Source organism: Brachybacterium sp. GPGPB12 (genome assembly GCF_038396325.1).
Taxonomy (GTDB): domain Bacteria; phylum Actinomycetota; class Actinomycetes; order Actinomycetales; family Dermabacteraceae; genus Brachybacterium; species Brachybacterium conglomeratum.
Genome location: NZ_CP149573.1, coordinates 2,060,340 through 2,076,604 on the forward strand (window position 1 = coordinate 2,060,340; position 16,265 = coordinate 2,076,604).

A 16,265-nucleotide genomic window follows, 5' to 3' on the forward strand; every position below is an offset into this window, starting at 1 on the left:
TCGAAATCTCCGCCCGCTCCCCTCATCGGGAGCGGGACACCGCGTGCGGCACATCGGCTCCCTCGGGCACCTTCGCCGTGGGGACCGGCCGTTCGTCGGCGTGGACGTCGGGCCGACAGCGGCCCCGCGTCCGATTCGACCGATGCCCTCGATGGCATCGGTCGCCAGGATGATAACGTTCACATCGAGTCGCGTGTCAACCGACACCACCACACCGCGGGTCACGATGCCGCAACGCCGCCGATCGCGCCCCGCGCCGCACCTTGCCGGGAGCGCCCGTCACCACTGCCCGCCGAGCTCGGACCGGGCGATCCGCGCAGGTCATCGCCCTGTAGAGTGCCGCTCCACCGACCGTCCGCGAGGAGGACGCCATGAGTCCAGCGACGCGCCGCCCGTCGATGGCCGACGTCGCAGGCCGCGCCGGGGTCTCGTACCAGACGGTCTCCCGCGTGCTCAACCAGCCCGGCATCGTCCGCCCCGAGACCCGGGAGCGGGTGCTCGCGGCGATCGCGGAGACCGGCTACACCCCGAACCGCGCCGCCCGCGCCCTGAAGACCACCCGCTCCTCGCAGATCGGCCTGCTCACCGACGGCTCCTCGCTGTTCGGCCCCTCCGAGACGGTCACCGCGATCGAGGCCGCGACCCGCGAGGCTGGCTACTCGGTGCCGCTGACGACGGTCCGCCCCGGGGACCCTGCGGGGGCGACGCCCGGCGCCGAGCTGATCGGCTCGGGCGTCGACGGGATCCTCGTGGTCGCGGCGCACGAGGGGATGCGACCGGTGGTCGCGGCGGCGGCCTCCACGATCCCCGTCCTCGCCGTCTCCGCGCGACCCCCTGCGACCGCGTCCACCCAGGTCGTGGGCGTGGACCAGCGCCTCGGCGCGCATGCGGTGGTCGAGCACCTCGCACGCACGGGCGTGCGCTCGGTCGCCCACCTGGCCGGCCCGACGGACTGGTACGACGCCCGCGCCCGCCTCGACGGCTTCCGCGAGGCGACCGCGGAGCTGGGCCTGGACGGGACGACGACCGCGCCCGGCGACTGGACGCCGAGGTCCGGGTACGAGCTGACGCGCGCCCTACTCGCGGGCGGCGTGCCGGAGGCGATCTTCGCGGCGAACGACATGATGGCGATCGGGGCGCCGCACGCGCCGCACGAGCACGGCGCGCGCGTGCCGGTGGACGTCGCCGTGGCGGGCTTCGACGACACCGTCGGCGCGGAGTACCTGCTCCCCTCGCTGACCACGGTCTCCCAGCCCTTCGCGGAGCTGGGCCGGCTCGCGCCGCACCGGTCGCTGGAACTGCTGGAGGATCCGGAGGATCCCGGCCCTCCCCCGCCGCCCCTGTCGCCGCGCCTGGTGGTGCGCCGCTCGACCCGCCCCGAGCGGACCCACTGAGCGGCCCCTGTCCGGGAGTCGGGCTCTGCGATGTGAACGTTGACAGAGCGGTCGAAGACCTGGTTCAGTGACCCCATGACGCACGCTGACGTGTCCCCCGCCCAGCCCCCCTCCCCCGCACCCGGAGGGAGGACGCCGCGGCCCTGATCGCCGACGGCGGTGCCCATCTCGGGATCGAGCTGGGCTCCACCCGCATCAAGGCCGCCCTGGTCGACGGCACCGGCACCGTGCTCGCCACCGGCTCCCATGCCTGGGAGAACGAGCTGGTGGGCGAGATCTGGACCTACTCGCTGGACGCGGTGTGGGCCGGGGTCAGCGACTGCTACGCCGACCTCGCCCGCGAGGTGCGCGCGCGCACGGCACGGAGCTCACGACCCTCGGCGGCCTCGGCATCTCCGCGATGATGCACGGCTATCTCGCGCTCGACGCAGACGGCGAGCGACTCGCCGAGTTCCGTACCTGGCGCAACACCTTCACCACCGAGGCCGCGGCGCCGCTCAGCGAGACGCTCGCGCAGAACATCCCCCTGCGGTGGAGCATCTCCCACCTCCTGCACGCCGTGCAGCAGGGCGAGGAGCACGTGGAGCGCCTCGACTTCCTCACCACCCTCGCCGGCTACGTGCACTGGAAGCTCACCGGGAAGAAGGTGCTCGGCGTCGGCGACGCGAGCGGCATGTTCCCGATCGGCTCCTCGGGCGACGCCTTCGACGCCGAGCCGCTCGAGCGCACCTCCGCTCTCGACCCGATCGCCGCGATGCCCTGGTCGCCGCCGGACCTCTTGCCCGAGGTGCTCGTCGCCGGGCAGGACGCCGGGCACCTCACCGAGGAGGGCGCGGCCCTCCTGGACCCGACGGGGACGCTGCAGCCCGGGGCCATCACCGCCCCGCCCGAGGGCGACGCCGGCACCGGCATGGTCGCCACCCAGGCCGTCGATCCCCGCACCGGCAACGTCTCGGCCGGCACCAGCGCCTTCGCGATGGTCGTCCTCGAGCGCCCGCTGTCCGGGCCGCGCGAGGAGATCGACCTGGTCACCACGCCGTCGGGCCACCCGGTCGCGATGATCCACACGAACAACTGCACCACCGATCTCGACGCCTGGCTGGGCCTGTTCTCGCAGTTCGCGGAGCTGATCGGCGCACCGCAGTCCGCCGAGGACCTCTACGGGACGCTGTTCTCCGCAGGGGCCGACGGGGACGCCGACGCCGGCGGTGTGCTGACCTACAACTACGTCTCCGGCGAGCACCAGACAGGCGTCGCCTCCGGCCGCCCGGTTGCTGGTGCGCGAGCAGTCCGCCCGCTTCACGCTCGAGAACTTCATGCGCGCCCAGCTCTACGGCGCCTTCGGAGCCCTCGCCGTGGGGATGGACGCGCTGCTGAAGGACGAGGGCGTGCGACTGGACGTCATGTACGCCCACGGCGGCATCTTCCGCACCCGGGGCGTCGCCCAGCAGGTGCTCGCCGACGCGCTCGGCGTGCCGGTCGCGCTCGGCGAGTCGGCCGGCGAGGGCGGCGCCTGGGGCATGGCGGCGCTCGCCGCGCACACCGCCCGCACCACCGCGGCCGACGGGGCCGCCGGGGCCGCCGGCGGAGCAGACGGCGGAGCGGCCGACGGATCGGGTGCCAACGCCGCGGGTGGCGCGCAGTCCCTCAGCGCCTATCTCGACGAGGTCGTCTTCGCCGGCCAGGACATCACCACCCGCTCCCCCGACGGCGCCGGCCGCGAGGGCCACACGACCTGGCTGGACGCGTACCGCGGCGGGCTCCCGCTCGCCCGCCGGGCCGGGGACCTGCTTCGCTGATCCGGCGACCGGCGCGGCGCAGGAGCGACCCGTCGGCCGACTGCTCGCGCGACCGTCACGACCACCTCACCACCACAGCAGATCGGCCCGTCGGGACGCCTCCGACCTCGCCCGCCGACCGGGCGGCATCGCGCTCGGCTCCATCTGTGAACGTTGACAGCACTGCCGACCCCGCACCGGAAGGAAGTCCCATGACCCTGGTCCTGACCGACCTGCCCGACGCCGCCCAGCGCGCCGTCGCCGCGACGCGCGAGCGCGTCGCCGCCCTGCACGCCGAGCCGCCCCGCAATCAGCTGGTGGTGTGGACCGCCGGGAACGTCTCCGAGCGCGTCCCGGATCTGCCGGAGGGCGTCCCCGGCCTGTTCGTCATCAAGCCCTCCGGCGTCTCCTACGACGACCTGACCCCCGAGACGATGGTGGTGTGCACCCTCGACGGCGCGAAGATCGTCGACGGCACCCCCGATGCGCTCTCCCCCTCCTCGGACACGGCCGCCCATGCCTACGTCTACGAGCACATGGACCACGTGGGCGGGGTGGTGCACACCCACTCCACCTACGCGACCGCGTGGGCGGCGCGCGGGGAGGAGATCCCCTGCGTGCTGACGATGATGGCCGACGAGTTCGGCGGCCCGATCCCCGTGGGCCCCTTCGCCGTGATCGGCGACGACTCGATCGGCCGCGGCGTCGTCGAGAGGCCGCGCGCGGCTCCCGCTCCCCCGCCGTGCTCATGCAGAACCACGGCCCCTTCACCATCGGCAAGGACGCCCGCGCCGCGGTGAAGGCCGCCGTGATGTGCGAGGAGGTGGCACGCACCGTGCACGTCTCCCGCCAGCTCGGCGAGCCGGCGCCCATCGAGCAGTCGCTCGTCGACTCCCTCTTCGACCGCTACCAGAACGTCTACGGCCAGCGCTGACGCCGGCCCGTCCGGCATACGCCCCGACGCCTGCGCCACCTTCTCCCACCGACCCGCCGCCCTTCGGCCGCACCGATCCCACTCAGAGACGAGGACGCACCATGCACAACCCCTTCGAGACCCGCGAGATCTGGTTCCTCACCGGCGACCAGGGGCTGTACGGCCCCGAGACTCTCGACCAGGTCGCCGCCCAGTCCCGCACCATCGCCAAGACCCTCGACGCCGCCTCCGACATCCCGGTGCGGATCGTGTGGAAGCCCGTGCTCACCGACCGCGACGCGATCCGCGAGGTGGCGCTGGCCGCGAACGCGGACCCGGCCTGCGTCGGCGTCATCACCTGGATGCACACCTTCTCCCCCGCGAAGATGTGGATCCAGGGCCTCGACGCGCTGGCCACCCCGCTGCTGCACCTGCACACGCAGGCGAACGTGGAGGCGCCCTGGTCCACGATCGACATGGACTTCATGAACCTCAACCAGGCCGCGCACGGCGACCGCGAGTTCGGGTACATCGCTACGCGGCTCGGCGTGGACCGCAAGACCGTGGTCGGCCATGCCTCGGACGAGACGGTGCAGGCCAAGATCGGCCGCTGGGCCCGCGCCGCGACCGGCTGGGCGGAGATGCACTCCCTCAAGCTCGCCCGCTTCGGCGACAACATGCGCGGCGTCGCCGTCACCGAGGGCGACAAGACCGAGGCCGAGCCGCGGCTCGGCGTCTCCGTGAACACCTGGGGCGTCAACGACCTCGTCGAGGTGGTCGATGGGATCGAGGAGAGCGCCGTAGACGAGCTCGTCGCCGAGTACGAGGAGCTCTACGACGTGGTGCCCGAGCGCGCCGCGGCGGCGAGCGCCACGAGTCGCTGCGCTACGGCGCCCGGCAGGAGCTGGGCCTGCGCCGCTTCCTCGAGGACGGCGGCTTCGGCGCGTTCACCACGAACTTCGAGGACCTCGGCGGGTCGCGCCAGGCTGCCGGGCCTGGCCGTCCAGCGCCTCATGGCCGACGGCTACGGCTTCGGCGCCGAGGGCGACTGGAAGACCGCGATCCTGGTGCGGGTGGCCGCGGTGATGGGCTACGGCCTGCCCGGCGGCGCCTCCCTGATGGAGGACTACACCTACGACATGACGCCGGGCAGCGAGAAGATCCTCGGCGCGCACATGCTCGAGGTCTCCCCCGCCCTCACCACCGCCAAGCCCTCGCTGGAGATCCACCCGCTGGGGATCGGGGACCGCGAGGACCCGGTGCGCCTAAAGTTCACGGCCGACGCGGGCCCCGCGGTGGTCGTGGCGCTGTCCGACATGCGCGAGCGGTTCCGCCTCGTCGCCAACGTCGTCGAGGTGGTCGAGCCCGACGAGGAGTCGCCGAAGCCGCCGGTCGCCTGCGCCGTATGGGAGCCGGCCCCGGACTTCGCCACCTCCGCCGAGTGCTGGCTGACCGCCGGCGCCGCCCACCACACCGTGATGACCACGGCCGTGGGCCTGGAGGTGTGGGAGGACCTCGCCACGATCGCGGACATCGAGCTCGCGATCATCGACGAGTCCACGACCGTTCGCTCCTTCGCCCAGGAGCCGCGCACCAACCAGGTCTTCCACCGCCTCGCCCAGGGGTTCTGAGCGGCCCGGCCGACGGCGCGGGCTCCGACCCGGCCGACGGGGTGGAGCGGCTCGGCCCGTCGGCGCGGGGCGACCTGGCCCGTCGGCGCGGGGCGACCTGGCCCGTCGGCCGCGCGGGCCCGGCCGACGGGCCCCGTCGACCGGTGGTCGACAGCTTTTGCGCCGCCAGGACCCGTGCGGAGCCCTACATGGGTCCTGGCGGTACATTTCCTGCCATGCCGGCCCGACGCGCGCGCCAGCCGCGCCGCGCACGGCCTGGCCCGTGCGCCGTCCCGCACCCCGTGACCACGTCCCTCGACACCTCGGAGCGATGATGCCCACCTCGAGCACGCCCGACCCCGCCCTCCACGCCCCCGGGCTGAGCTGGTCGGGCACCGTGGACTACGGACCCGGGCCGTCGCACGCGCCGACCTCGGTCGCCGCGCGGCGCAGGAGCTCGTCGCCGGCGCGACGAGGTCGCGGGCGCTCGGCACCCGGCACTCCTTCTCCGAGGTCGCCGCGTCGGACGGTCCGTTGGTGACGCTCACGGCGATGCCGCCGGAGATCGAGATCGACACCGAGGCGAGCACCGTCCGCGTCGGCGCCGGGGTGCGCTACGGCGAGCTCGCCGTCGCCGCCCATGCGACCGGGCTGGGACTGCCGAACATGGGCTCGCCGCCGCACATCTCGGTGGGCGGGGCGAGCGCGACCGGCACCCATGGCTCCGGGAACCGCTCGCGCTCGCTGGCCTCCTCGGTGCGGGAGATCGAGCTGGTCACGGCGGGCGGGGATCTGCTGACGCTCTCGCGCGAGGCCGATCCGGACGTGTTCGACGGCGTCGTGCTCTCCCTCGGCACGCTCGGGATCGTCACGCACCTGACCCTCGACCTGGTGCCGGCCGCGCCGATGCGGCAGACGGTCCACCTCGACTTCCCCGCCGAGCGGATGGACGAGGGCGACCTCGCGGAGATGCTCGGGGCGGGCGCGAGCGTGAGCCTGTTCCACCACTGGGACGGGCACATCGCGCAGGCCTGGGTGAAGCGGCGCCTGAGTGAGGACACTGACGAGGACACCGCGCTTCCCGAGCACTGGCTCGGCGGCCGACGGGCGCCGGGTCCCGTGCACCCGCGCCGGGGATGCCCGCCGACTTCTGCACCGACCAGACCGGCGAGCCGGGGCCGGCGCACGAGCGCCTGCCCCACTTCCGGCTCGAGTTCACCCCGTCCAGCGGCGAGGAGATCCAGTCGGAGTACTTCGTGCCGCGCGAGCGGATCGGCGAGGCGCTCGCGGCGGTGATGCCGCTCGGCGAGCGGATCCGTCCGCTGCTGCACGCCTCCGAGGTGAGGACCGTCGCGGCCGACGAGCTGTGGCTCTCCCCCGCCCAACACCGGGACAGCGCCTGCGTGCACTTCACCTGGAAGCGGCGGCCCGCCGAGGTCGCGGCGCGCTGCCCGAGATCGAGGAGCGCCTCGCCCCTTTCGCGCCTCGGCCGCACTGGGGGAAGGTGTTCACGCTGGACCCGGAGGTGGTGCAGTCGCAGTATCCGGACCTGGAGCGCTTCCGGGCGCCGCGGGACCGGCTCGATCCCGAGCGGGTGTTCCGCAACGAGTACGTGGACCGGTCGCTGGGGGCGTGAGCAGGCCTGTGACAGAACGCTGACGCTCTCGGTTCCCCGGACGGACCGGGGACGGTGGTCGCCATCCACATCGACGCCCAGCGCCTGGTGGCTGTCGAGGCGCGTCCCTACACTCGATGCATGGAACGCGGCGTCTCCGAGCTCCTGAGGGATGCTCAGCAGCTCAGCCACCAGGACTTGACCGATCTGGTCCATGAGTCGCTGCATGCCCTCGAAGCCTCCGACTCCGCCGACGAGGCGACGGATGCCGAGGGCGCCGAGAAGGCGTGGACGTCACAAGCGCTCCAGCGCCTTGAGGAGATCGAGGACGGCTCGGTGCACAGCATCGATGGCCCGAACGCACTCGAGTCCGTGCGTGAGCGGCTGGCGGTCCACCGCCGATGACGCTTCCGTGGCGTGAGCACCCCGCCGCACACGAGGAGCTCCTCGCCGCCGCACTACATCTGGACGACCAGCGCCCTGGCCTGGGAGATCTCCTGCTCGACGCGGTCGAGCGGGCGATCCTGTCCGTCCAGCGATCGCCCCGATCGTGGCCTCCGCTGGCGTCTTCGACCCGAGGCACCGTGATCCGGTCGCGTGCTGTGCAACCGTTCCGACTCCGCATCGTGTACGCCGAGTCGGACGGCTCGGTCCTCGTCCTCGCCTACGCGCATGAGAGCCGAGGACCGGGTTACTGGAGTGCCCGTCTGGCCTCCGACGACTGAACGTGTCCGCACGTCCTCGCGCCTCCCTCTTCGTCGCGGTGCCAGGGAGTCACCAGTCGGCCGTCCCGCCGCCTACCTGGCCGTCCCGTCGGCCATCCCCCGCGCCTCGAGCGCGGTGCGGGCCGGGTAGATCATCCCGGCCGAACGTGCGACCGCGACGGCGTGGGCGAGATGGAGCTCCTCGAAGATCAGCGCGTCGAGCAGCAGGCGCTCGTCGACCGTCGCGCCCGCGGCGACCAGGCGACGGACCGCCTCGGGGTCGACCAGTCGCTCCTCACGAGGATCGTCCTCGCGCAGATGGTCCAGGGCGGCGACGTTCACGGCCTCCTCGACCGCCTCGCGCTGGACCGCCTCGGTGCAGGGCCGCAGCAACGGGACGTGCGAGGCGCCGTCGTCCACGGGGTGCGCGATGCTCCACCAGGCCCCGTCCTCCCACCAGAGCACGAAGCCCAGGCAGTCCTCGCCCTGGCCGTCGTCCCGGGTGCGGGCCGCGTCCGCGACCCAGCCCGGCAGGCCCGTCAGGAGGTCGACGGCGTCCGCGGTCACGGTGCGAGAGTAGTCGCGATCCACGCCGAGCACGACGGCGCGGTCGCCGGCCAGCAGGACCACCTGCAGCAAGGCGCCGCCGCCGCTCTGTCACAGCATCCCGTGGAGCCCCGCCTTCGAGCGCGCGGACGGGCGGACCAGCGCCGCCTCGATCATCAGGTCGAAGCGGGCATGGGCCAGCAGGTCGGGAAGCGGCAGAGGCCTCGGGGGATCGCATCGCTCATGGCCGCATGCTAGGGCGCACCCACGTCACGCCACCGGGTTCGCCCGCCTCGCGACACGGACTCCCTCTGGCCTCGGCACCGGACATGGGTTAGCGTTTTCCCACCCTGGTTGGCTCGTAGGAAAGCGCTTCATTCCATCGTTGTCAACAGGCCGGTGCAAAGTTGCAGCACGCATCTGCAAGTCGGCTGGTGGGCGTGCGCCTCGTCTGTCGCCACGTGCCGTTCACCTGCCCTCCACCGTCCCCCGCTACGGTGCACGCGCCAGTCGATGCGCCAGGACGGGAGGCCCCTGTGGACGTCACGGCATGGGCGATCGCCCTGATGGAGTTCCTGGGCGGTCCCGGCACCGCGCTCGTGATCGCCTCCGAGGCGCTGTTCCCTCCGATCCCCGGCGAGGTGTCGCTCCCCTTCGCCGGCGTCACCGCGGCGGCGAACGGCCAGCACGTGCTGGTGCCGATCTTCTGGACCACGCTCGGCTCCGTGCTCGGCGGGCTCGGCGTGTACGCGGTGGGGCGCGCGCTCGGGCCGCGGCGCACCACGGCGCTCGTGCGGCGCCTCCCGCCGCTCGAGGAGAAGGACGTGACCATGGCGATGCGGTTCTTCGAGCGCTGGGGCTTCCCCGCCGTGGCGCTCGCGCGCTTCGTGCCGATGGTGCGCACCTTCATCTCGATCCCGGCGGGGATCGAGAAGATGCCCGTGTGGCTGTTCGCCCTGGCCACAGGGCTCGGCTCCGCGATCTGGAACGCGGTGTTCGTGGTCGCGGGCTACGCTTTCGGACAGGCCGGCGGCGAGGCGCTCGAGGGCTTCGTGCGGATCTACTCCTCGATCGTGGCGGGGATCGGGATCCTCGCCCTGGTGGGACTGGCGACCCAGCGGATCCGCTCGCGGAGGGACCGTGCCGACGCGGAGGATGGAGTGACCTCCGGCGCCGATGGCGCCACGGCGACCGACTCGCGCTCTACGCTCGAGGAATGAGTCGCGCCGAGGACACCTCGCCCCGCTCCGGCCTCGCCGGTCCCGCGGCGGACGTCGGCCGCTGGTTCGCGACCGCGACCTCCCGCCCGCTGGACGGCCCGGGCCCGACCCGCGGCGGGCCGCGCCTGCCCGCCTGGGGGCCGATGGAGGGGGCGCGCTACGGCCTGCGCAGCCACGACCACGAGATCGACGAGGCGCTCGCGCCGCTGCGGGACCGGCCGGTCGCGGTGCTGACCGGGGCGGGGATGTCCACGGGCTCGGGCCTGCCGGACTACCGGGGCCGCGATGCGGTGCCCCGCTCCCCCATGACCTATCAGGAGTTCATGGGGCACGACCTCGCCCGACGCCGGTACTGGGCCCGCTCCACCGTCGGCTGGGAGCAGTTCCGCGGCGCCCGGCCCGGCCGTTCCCACCGACTGCTCGCGGTGCTGTCCCCCGCCGCCTTCCCCGTCACCGCCGTGATCACCCAGAACGTGGACGGCCTGCATGCCGCCGCCGGCTCGGATCCCGTGATCGACCTGCACGGACGCCTGGACCGGGTGCGCAGCGCCAGCAGTGCGACGCCCTCTCCTCGCGCGCCGCCCTGCACGCCCGGATGCTCGCGATGAACCCCGAGCTCGCAGCCCGCCTGCCCGAGCTCGCGGCCGATGCCGCCCAAGCGCCCGACGGGGACGCCGAGGTCGACCGCACCAGCTCCTTCCGCTACCCGCCGTGCCCGCTGTGCGGCGGGATCCTCAAGCCCGACGTGGTCTTCTTCGGCGAGTCCGCCCGGCGGGAGGTAGTCGCCTCCGCCTTCGCCGCGCTCGAGCAGGCGCGCGCCCTACTGGTGCTGGGCTCCTCGCTGACGGTGCAGTCGGGGTCGCGCTTCGTGCGCGCCGCTCGAAAGCAGGACAAGCCGGTGGTGATCCTCAACGACGGCCCGACCCGCGCCGATCCCGACGCGTCCCTGCGCGTCCACGGCCGCCTCGAGGACGTGCTCGCGCAGTGGGCCGATGCGGTCGGAGCGGAGCTCGGTGCGGCCGACGACGCCACGGGCGGCGTCGAGCACGGCGCGGCGGGCTGATCCGGACCGGCCGTCCCGTCGGCCCCTCCCGGACCCTCAGGCCTCCCAGACGCCGGAGGTGCCGCGGCGGTGCGAGCCCAGCAGGTGGGTGTCGAGGATGCCGGCGGCCTCCATCAGCGCGAACATCGTCGTCGGCCCCACGAAGGCGAAGCCCTCCTTGCGCAGGGCCTTCGACAGCGCCGTCGACTCCGGCGAGCGGGTGGGGATCTCGGCGACGGTCCTCGGCGCGGGCGTCGTCCCCGGCTGGAAGGACCACACGAGGTCGACGAGCCCGCCCTTCTCCCGCGGCGCCAGGGTCGCCTTCGCGTTGGTGATGGTCGCGAGGATCTTCGCGCGGTTGCGCACGATGCCGGCGTCGGCCATGAGCCCCTCGACCTCCGCCTCGCCGTAGCGGGAGACGACCTCGGGGTCGAAGCCGTCGAAGGCGGTGCGAAAGGCGGGCCGCTTGCGCAGGATCGTCGCCCAGGACAGCCCGGCCTGGAAGGCCTCGAGACTGATCCGCTCGTACATGCCCTGCTCGTCGCGGACGGGCATGCCCCACTCGGTGTCGTAGTACTCGCGCAAAGCATCGGGTCGACGCTCGCCCAGACGGGGCGGGCCAGGCCGTCCTCGCCGATCACGACGTCGGGGGCGGTGCCGGTGCGAGGGTCCGCGTCGGGGCGGGCGCCGGTGTCGGGGCCGGTGCGGGGGTCGGGGGTGGTCATGCGGTCCTCTCCAGGGTCAGCAGGGCGGTCTTCGCGTCGAGGCCGCCGATGTAGCCGCCGAGCGCGCCGTCGGTGCGCGCGACGCGATGGCAGGGCACGACGATCGGCGCTGGGTTGGTGGCGCAGGCGGTGCCGACGGCGCGAACGGCCCGCGGGTCGCCCACGAGCTCGGCGATCTCCTTGTAGGAGCGGGTGGAGCCGTAGTCGATCTGCGGCAGGACGCGCTGGACCTTCTCGCGGAAGCCGGTGGACAGGGCGCGGTCCAGCGGCAGGTCGAAGCGGCGGCGGGTGCCGGTGAAGTACTCCTCCAGCTCGGCGGCCGCCTCGTCGAGCCGGCCCGGTGCCTCCAGCATGCGGGGGCTGACCCTCGTCGCGAGGGCGGAGAGCACGGCGTCGAAGCCCTCGCGCTCGAAGGCGACGCGGACCAGCCCCTGCGCGGTCGCGGCGAGCAGGAGGGGGCCGACGGGGGTGTCGAGCGTGCGATAGGCGATCTCGACGAGGCCGGCGTCGTCGGCCTGCTGCACGAGGCGGGCGCGGAGTCCTGCCAGGGCCGGGTCGGGGAGCGGGAAGAGCGCCTCCCGCTCGTTCGTCGTGAGGTGCTCGGGGAGGCTCGGGGTATCGGTCATCGCGCGGCTCCTTCCGTGTCGTCGCCTGCGGCGAAGGTCTGTCGCAGGGCTCGGATGCCGTCGGCCGAGGCGCGGCGGACGGCCTCGGTGCTCCCGCCGATAAGGGCGGCGGTCTCGGCGTGCGGGAGTCCGCCGAGGTAGTGATAGGCGACGGCGAGCCGGCGCCGCTCGGGCAGGGCCGCGACGGCGTTCCAGACCCCGTCGTCCCGGCCGGGGTTCCCGCGGCGGGAGGTCCGCTCGGGCAGGTCGTCCGTGGGCACGGCGTGCCGGGCCCGGCGGCGGGTGACGTCGATGGCCTTGCGGTGCGCGACGCGCACCAGCCAGGCCTCGACGTTGGTGTCCTCCGCGAGATCGGGCCAGGAGGTCAGCGCCGCCAGGAACGTCTCCGCCCAGGCGTCCTCGGCGTCGGGTCCCGGGCCGAGCACGGCGCAGCACACCCGCAGCACGGTGGGGCCGTGCCGCTGGACCGCGGTCTCGTAGGGGATCTTCATGGTCATCACCCTGCAGACGCAGGGGCGGCCGGGGATGTGAGGTCCGGGTCCGATCGAGGCGCGGAGGGCGGTCCTGGGAGCGGCGTCGACCCCCGCGCCGATGACCGCGAGTGCTCACCCGCCGGCGGCGTCACTGCGGCGCGCCCTGGCCGCTGACCAGCACCGTCGCGAGCGCGCGCAGGGACACGGGGCCGACGCGGCGGAACTCGAGGCGGGGGTCCTCGACGCCGGGGTCGAGGGCCTCCATGGTGAGCATCCCGCCGGCGGTCGCGTAGGCGCTGAGTCGCTGGACGGTCCCGTCGGCCGTGCGCACGCGGGTCAGGACGGTCAGCGCCCGGGTCGCGGCGAGCGCGCGGCGAGCGGGTGGGCGGGCGACTCCGAGCCGCGCACGTGGACGCTCCCGCCGCCGGCGTCGGACTCGGCATCGGCGGCGGGATCGGCGAGGCCCGCGGGGTCGAGGAAGGCGGCCAGGCGCACGGTCGCCTCCTCGGCGCGGAGGACGGTGAAGCGGTGGAGGCCGTCGGCCGTCGTCTCCTCCTCGAGCACCCCGCCGGGGTGGCTGTAGCAGTGCAGGCGATGGACCTGCGGCCCGGCCTCGGTGCGGACGGTCCGCTCGGCGGTGGTGAACGACTCCGCGGTGCGACGCGGCGACGAGGCGACCGGAGATCTCGGGGACAGCCCGCCAGCGCGGCCCCTCCTCGTGCCGGGCGGTGCGGGTGAGGACCTGACCGCCGGCGATCATGCCGCGCGGCGCGACGGCCGCGGCGACGCGTCGCTGCTCGGGATGCGCGTCGAGCCAGGGCAGGGCCACGAACTGGCGGCGCTCGTACCCGTCGAGCGCGGCGATCTGCTCATCGCTCAGGGTCACCACCGGCGCGGGCTCCTGGGCGGCCGACGGGTCGGGCCGGCCGCCGTCGTCCTGTGCGGCGGGCGGGACGGGCTGGACGACATCGTCCTGTGACCCCGACGGGTCGGGTCGGTTGGCGGCGGGCGGGGCGGACGGGCGAGGCATGCCATCCGGTCCCGTCGCCTCTCCTCTCCGCACCCGTTCGAGCAGGTCACGCGCGGCGGCGACGTCCTCGGCGGTGTACTGCAGCGGCGCGGCCGGATCGGTGCCGCCGATCCCGGCGGGCAGGTCGGGGATCCGTGTCGACGCATCGGCCGATGCGTCAGGGGCGGAGGACGCCGGGGTCGCGTTCATCCCCCGAGGCTATCCGGGGCGGCAGGTTCTGCGCCGCTGAGAACTCATCTCGTCGCCGGCACGGGTCCTCAGCGGTGCAGAACCTCGGCTCCGGCCCTCGGTGCGGTGCAGAACCTCCCCTCCGACCCTCGGTGCGGGGCCGCACCAGCCATCGCCGCCCCGGACCCCGGCCGGCCAGGTTCTGTGTCGGTGGCGACTCATGTCGCGGCGTCCATGAGTCGCCCCGGGCACAGAAGGTCGGGGGAACGCTCGCGCGCCGGGGCATGCGAACGCGCGGCATGGCGCCTGCGCGTCCCGTCGGACGCAGGGCGGGATGACGCCCGCGCGGTCGGGGCCGACAATGGGGAGGACCCCGCCGTCGGACGAAGGAGCCCGCCCATGACCCCCACCGCCGTCGTCGACCTCAACGCCGACCTCGGGGAGGGCTTCGGCGACTGGTCGATGGGCGACGACACCGCGATGCTCGAGGTCGTCACCACCGCGAACATCGCTTGCGGCGGCCACGCCGGGGACGGCTCGACGATGCGCGCCTCCTGCCGGGCCGCCGCCGCACGCGGCGTCGCGATCACCGCGCACGTCGCCTATCCGGATCTGCAGGGCTTCGGCCGACGCTTCCTCGACATCGACCCGGACGACCTCACGGACCAGGTGGTCGTGCAGGCCGGGGCGCGCAGGCGATGGCCCGCGCGGAGGGGACGAGCGTGCGCGGGGTGAAGCCGCACGGTGCCCTGTACAACGCGCTCGCCCATCACGAGGCGCAGGCCGGCGCGGTGGTGCGGGCGCTCGGCGAGCTCAGCGGCATGCCCCTGGTGGCGGCGCCCGGCGCCGTGGTCGTCCCCGCGGCGGAGGCGGCGGGGCTCGAAGTGGTGCTCGAGGGCTTCGCCGATCGCGCCTATCTCCCCGACGGCACCCTCACCCCGCGCACGCGGCCCGGCGCCGTGCTCACCGACCCCGACGCGGTCACGGCCCAGGCCCTGTCGATCGCGACCGAGGGCGGGGTGCGCGCGACCGACGGCACCTGGGTCGATCTGCCGGTGCGGTCGCTGTGCCTGCACGGGGACACCCCCGGCGCCGTCGAGCTGGCTCGGGCGGTGCGGGCCCGGCTCGCGGAGGCGGGCGTGACCCTGCAGGCGGCGCTGTGAGGGACGGGGCGAAGGGACCGCTCCCCGGCGTCGGCCGTCTTGCGGGGCGTGGCGGCACCGCCCCCGACGGCGCCACCGGCGCGCTCGGCGACGGTCACGACGACGCGGCGCGTCCGGCCGACACCCTCCCTCCCCCGCGCGCGTGCACCGCGCCGGCGAGACGAGCATCCTCGCCGAGTACCCCGACACCGCCGCGGTGCTCGACGCGGCCGCGGCCGTGCGAGCCCTCTCCCCCGCGCACCTGCTGGAGCTCGTCCCCGCCGAGCGCACCCTGCTGCTGCACGGCGCGGACCCGCGCGACGTGCGGCGCTCGCGGACCTGCTCGCGCAGCTCCCCGCGCCGCGCGCGAGGAGACCGGCGGCGGCGAGACCAGCATCGGCATCGTCTACGACGGCGAGGACCTGGAGGAGGTCGCGGAGCCGCTCGGGATGAGCACGGACGCGCTGATCAGCACGCACTCCGGGGCGACGTGGACGGTCGCCTTCGGCGGCTTCGCGCCCGGCTTCCCCTATCTCGTCGCGGGCGATCCGCACGAGGCGTCCGGCCCGCCCTGGGAGGTGCCGCGCCGCGCCGAGCCCCGCACGTCGGTGCCCGCGGGCGCCGTCGGCCTCGCCTCCCGCTACTGCGGCATCTACCCGCGCCCCTCCCCGGAGGCTGGCAGTTGATCGGCCGCAGCGACGCGGCGCTGTTCGACGCGTACCGGGAGCCGCCCGCACTGCTCAGCCCCGGCACGCGCGTACGCTTCACGCCGCGGCGCGCCGCCTCCCGTCCGACGGCCGCGACCGCCGCGCCCTCGCCCGCGCCGCACGGGAGGCCGCCGCCGTCCCCGCCCGGCTCGGGCTCCATCGCGGCGCGGAGGCCGGCACGACCTCCCGCCCCGCGCTCGAGGTCCTCTCCCCCGGTCCGCTGGCCCTGATCGAGGACGCCGGCAGGCCCGGCCGGGCATCGATCGGCGTGAGCCGGTCGGGGGCCTTCGACCGCGGCGCCCTGCGGCGCGCGAACCGCGCCGTCGGCAATCCCTCCGGCGCCGCCGCGCTCGAGATCCTGCTGGGACCGCTCGCGCGCGCGCGGTCGCGCCGACGGTCGTCGCCGTCTCCGGCGCGCAGGCCCCGGTGCGGATCGGGCGCGACGACGACGAGGTCGGCGACGTGGAGCCGCCGGCCGATGCCTCCCGCGAACGCGCCCTCGCCCTGGACCCCGGCGACCGGATCGAGGTGGGCCCGGCCGCGGACGGTCGCGCCTGATCCTCGCGGTCCGG

General features: G+C 74.5%; 17 protein-coding genes and 6 pseudogenes. 18 read left to right on the forward strand and 5 right to left on the reverse strand.

Going from position 1 to position 16,265, the window contains the following annotated elements; genetic code table 11:
- Positions 1-371: 371 nt before the first annotated feature.
- The 10 genes and pseudogenes from WKH84_RS11955 (at position 372) to WKH84_RS12000 (ending at position 8,035) form a co-directional block, all read left to right on the forward strand.
- On the forward strand, positions 372-1,394 hold the full coding sequence (locus WKH84_RS11955) for a LacI family DNA-binding transcriptional regulator (RefSeq protein ID WP_341853821.1): 1,023 nt from the start codon (positions 372-374) through the stop codon (positions 1,392-1,394).
- Positions 1,395-1,621: 227 nt separating this feature from the next.
- Positions 1,622-1,798, forward strand: a complete 177-nt coding sequence (locus tag WKH84_RS11960) for a hypothetical protein (RefSeq protein ID WP_341853822.1) — start codon at positions 1,622-1,624, stop codon at positions 1,796-1,798.
- 572 nt (positions 1,799-2,370) lie between these two features.
- Positions 2,371-2,589 (forward strand): annotated as a pseudogene (locus WKH84_RS11965) (ATPase); the annotation flags it as partial.
- Positions 2,590-2,710: 121 nt separating this feature from the next.
- Positions 2,711-3,193 carry an FGGY-family carbohydrate kinase gene (locus WKH84_RS11970; RefSeq protein WP_341856875.1) on the forward strand — a complete coding sequence of 161 codons (483 nt, stop codon included), beginning with the start codon at positions 2,711-2,713 and terminating at the stop codon, positions 3,191-3,193.
- Positions 3,194-3,384: 191 nt separating this feature from the next.
- Positions 3,385-4,106 (forward strand): annotated as a pseudogene (locus WKH84_RS11975) (L-ribulose-5-phosphate 4-epimerase).
- A 101-nt stretch (positions 4,107-4,207) separates the two neighbouring features.
- A complete protein-coding gene (gene araA, locus WKH84_RS11980) occupies positions 4,208-5,716 on the forward strand; it encodes an L-arabinose isomerase (protein WP_341853823.1) in 1,509 nt (502 codons plus the stop codon).
- 516 nt (positions 5,717-6,232) lie between these two features.
- Entirely contained in the window at positions 6,233-6,991 is a 759-nt protein-coding gene (locus WKH84_RS11985) for an FAD-binding oxidoreductase (RefSeq protein WP_341856876.1), read from the forward strand.
- A gap of 70 nt (positions 6,992-7,061) precedes the next feature.
- Complete coding sequence (locus WKH84_RS11990) at positions 7,062-7,331, forward strand: D-arabinono-1,4-lactone oxidase (protein ID WP_341853824.1); 270 nt, start codon at positions 7,062-7,064, stop codon at positions 7,329-7,331.
- A gap of 177 nt (positions 7,332-7,508) precedes the next feature.
- The gene (locus WKH84_RS11995) at positions 7,509-7,715 is read left to right on the forward strand and encodes a hypothetical protein (protein WP_341853825.1); all 207 of its coding nucleotides are present in this window, start codon (positions 7,509-7,511) and stop codon (positions 7,713-7,715) included.
- On the forward strand, positions 7,712-8,035 hold the full coding sequence (locus WKH84_RS12000) for a hypothetical protein (protein WP_341853826.1): 324 nt from the start codon (positions 7,712-7,714) through the stop codon (positions 8,033-8,035). Before WKH84_RS11995 ends, WKH84_RS12000 begins: the two co-directional genes overlap by 4 nt.
- 72 nt (positions 8,036-8,107) lie before the next feature.
- Here the strand turns inward: WKH84_RS12000 and WKH84_RS12005 are convergent, their stop codons facing one another.
- The gene (locus tag WKH84_RS12005) at positions 8,108-8,653 is read right to left on the reverse strand and encodes a hypothetical protein (protein WP_341853827.1); all 546 of its coding nucleotides are present in this window, start codon (positions 8,651-8,653) and stop codon (positions 8,108-8,110) included.
- 443 nt (positions 8,654-9,096) lie between these two features.
- Here WKH84_RS12005 and WKH84_RS12010 point away from each other — a divergent pair, with 443 nt between their 5' ends.
- The 3 genes from WKH84_RS12010 to WKH84_RS12020 are packed head-to-tail and all read left to right on the forward strand — an operon-like array spanning position 9,097 to position 10,843.
- The gene (locus WKH84_RS12010) at positions 9,097-9,780 is read left to right on the forward strand and encodes a DedA family protein (RefSeq protein WP_341853828.1); all 684 of its coding nucleotides are present in this window, start codon (positions 9,097-9,099) and stop codon (positions 9,778-9,780) included.
- Positions 9,777-10,388, forward strand: coding sequence for a Sir2 family NAD-dependent protein deacetylase (locus tag WKH84_RS12015; protein WP_341853829.1), 612 nt, complete (start codon positions 9,777-9,779; stop codon positions 10,386-10,388). Before WKH84_RS12010 ends, WKH84_RS12015 begins: the two co-directional genes overlap by 4 nt.
- Positions 10,376-10,843 carry a Sir2 family NAD-dependent protein deacetylase gene (locus WKH84_RS12020; RefSeq protein WP_341853830.1) on the forward strand — a complete coding sequence of 156 codons (468 nt, stop codon included), beginning with the start codon at positions 10,376-10,378 and terminating at the stop codon, positions 10,841-10,843. Before WKH84_RS12015 ends, WKH84_RS12020 begins: the two co-directional genes overlap by 13 nt.
- Positions 10,844-10,879: 36 nt before the next feature.
- On the opposite strand, the pseudogene WKH84_RS12025 reads toward WKH84_RS12020, so the two are convergent.
- From WKH84_RS12025 to WKH84_RS12040, 4 genes and pseudogenes are all read right to left on the reverse strand, one after another.
- Positions 10,880-11,412: pseudogene (locus tag WKH84_RS12025) on the reverse strand (DNA-3-methyladenine glycosylase I).
- A 131-nt stretch (positions 11,413-11,543) separates the two neighbouring features.
- Positions 11,544-12,173, reverse strand: coding sequence for a methylated-DNA--[protein]-cysteine S-methyltransferase (locus WKH84_RS12030; protein WP_341853831.1), 630 nt, complete (start codon positions 12,171-12,173; stop codon positions 11,544-11,546).
- Complete coding sequence (locus WKH84_RS12035; protein WP_341853832.1) at positions 12,170-12,664, reverse strand: sigma-70 family RNA polymerase sigma factor; 495 nt, start codon at positions 12,662-12,664, stop codon at positions 12,170-12,172. The genes WKH84_RS12030 and WKH84_RS12035 overlap by 4 nt, the downstream gene beginning before the upstream one ends.
- Positions 12,665-12,794: 130 nt before the next feature.
- Positions 12,795-13,865, reverse strand: coding sequence for a hypothetical protein (locus WKH84_RS12040; protein WP_341853833.1), 1,071 nt, complete (start codon positions 13,863-13,865; stop codon positions 12,795-12,797).
- Between the two features lie 378 nt (positions 13,866-14,243).
- Here WKH84_RS12040 and WKH84_RS12045 point away from each other — a divergent pair.
- The 5 genes and pseudogenes from WKH84_RS12045 (at position 14,244) to WKH84_RS12065 (ending at position 16,251) form a co-directional block, all read left to right on the forward strand.
- Positions 14,244-15,007: pseudogene (locus tag WKH84_RS12045) on the forward strand (5-oxoprolinase subunit PxpA).
- Positions 15,004-15,668, forward strand: a pseudogene (locus WKH84_RS12050) (carboxyltransferase domain-containing protein); the annotation flags it as partial. The pseudogenes WKH84_RS12045 and WKH84_RS12050, both read left to right, overlap by 4 nt.
- Positions 15,669-15,923, forward strand: coding sequence for a hypothetical protein (locus tag WKH84_RS12055; protein ID WP_341857023.1), 255 nt, complete (start codon positions 15,669-15,671; stop codon positions 15,921-15,923).
- A 38-nt stretch (positions 15,924-15,961) separates the two neighbouring features.
- A pseudogene (locus WKH84_RS12060) lies at positions 15,962-16,014 on the forward strand (hypothetical protein); the annotation flags it as partial.
- A gap of 105 nt (positions 16,015-16,119) precedes the next feature.
- The gene (locus WKH84_RS12065) at positions 16,120-16,251 is read left to right on the forward strand and encodes a hypothetical protein (protein WP_341857024.1); all 132 of its coding nucleotides are present in this window, start codon (positions 16,120-16,122) and stop codon (positions 16,249-16,251) included.
- The last annotated feature ends 14 nt before the right edge of the window (positions 16,252-16,265 follow it).

What these genes read in the sequence shown, in the direction of transcription:
- WKH84_RS11970 (WP_341856875.1), top strand. Translation starts at nt 2,711, where the DNA reads ATGCGCGCCCAGCTCTACGGCGCCTTCGGAGCCCTCGCCGTGGGGATG.
- WKH84_RS11955 (WP_341853821.1), top strand. Translation starts at nt 372, where the DNA reads ATGAGTCCAGCGACGCGCCGCCCGTCGATGGCCGACGTCGCAGGCCGC.
- WKH84_RS12000 (WP_341853826.1), top strand. Translation starts at nt 7,712, where the DNA reads ATGACGCTTCCGTGGCGTGAGCACCCCGCCGCACACGAGGAGCTCCTC.
- WKH84_RS12015 (WP_341853829.1), top strand. Translation starts at nt 9,777, where the DNA reads ATGAGTCGCGCCGAGGACACCTCGCCCCGCTCCGGCCTCGCCGGTCCC.
- WKH84_RS12020 (WP_341853830.1), top strand. Translation starts at nt 10,376, where the DNA reads ATGCTCGCGATGAACCCCGAGCTCGCAGCCCGCCTGCCCGAGCTCGCG.
- WKH84_RS12030 (WP_341853831.1), bottom strand. Translation starts at nt 12,173, where the DNA reads ATGACCGATACCCCGAGCCTCCCCGAGCACCTCACGACGAACGAGCGG.
- araA (WP_341853823.1), top strand. Translation starts at nt 4,208, where the DNA reads ATGCACAACCCCTTCGAGACCCGCGAGATCTGGTTCCTCACCGGCGAC.
- WKH84_RS12035 (WP_341853832.1), bottom strand. Translation starts at nt 12,664, where the DNA reads ATGAAGATCCCCTACGAGACCGCGGTCCAGCGGCACGGCCCCACCGTG.
- WKH84_RS12040 (WP_341853833.1), bottom strand. Translation starts at nt 13,865, where the DNA reads ATGAACGCGACCCCGGCGTCCTCCGCCCCTGACGCATCGGCCGATGCG.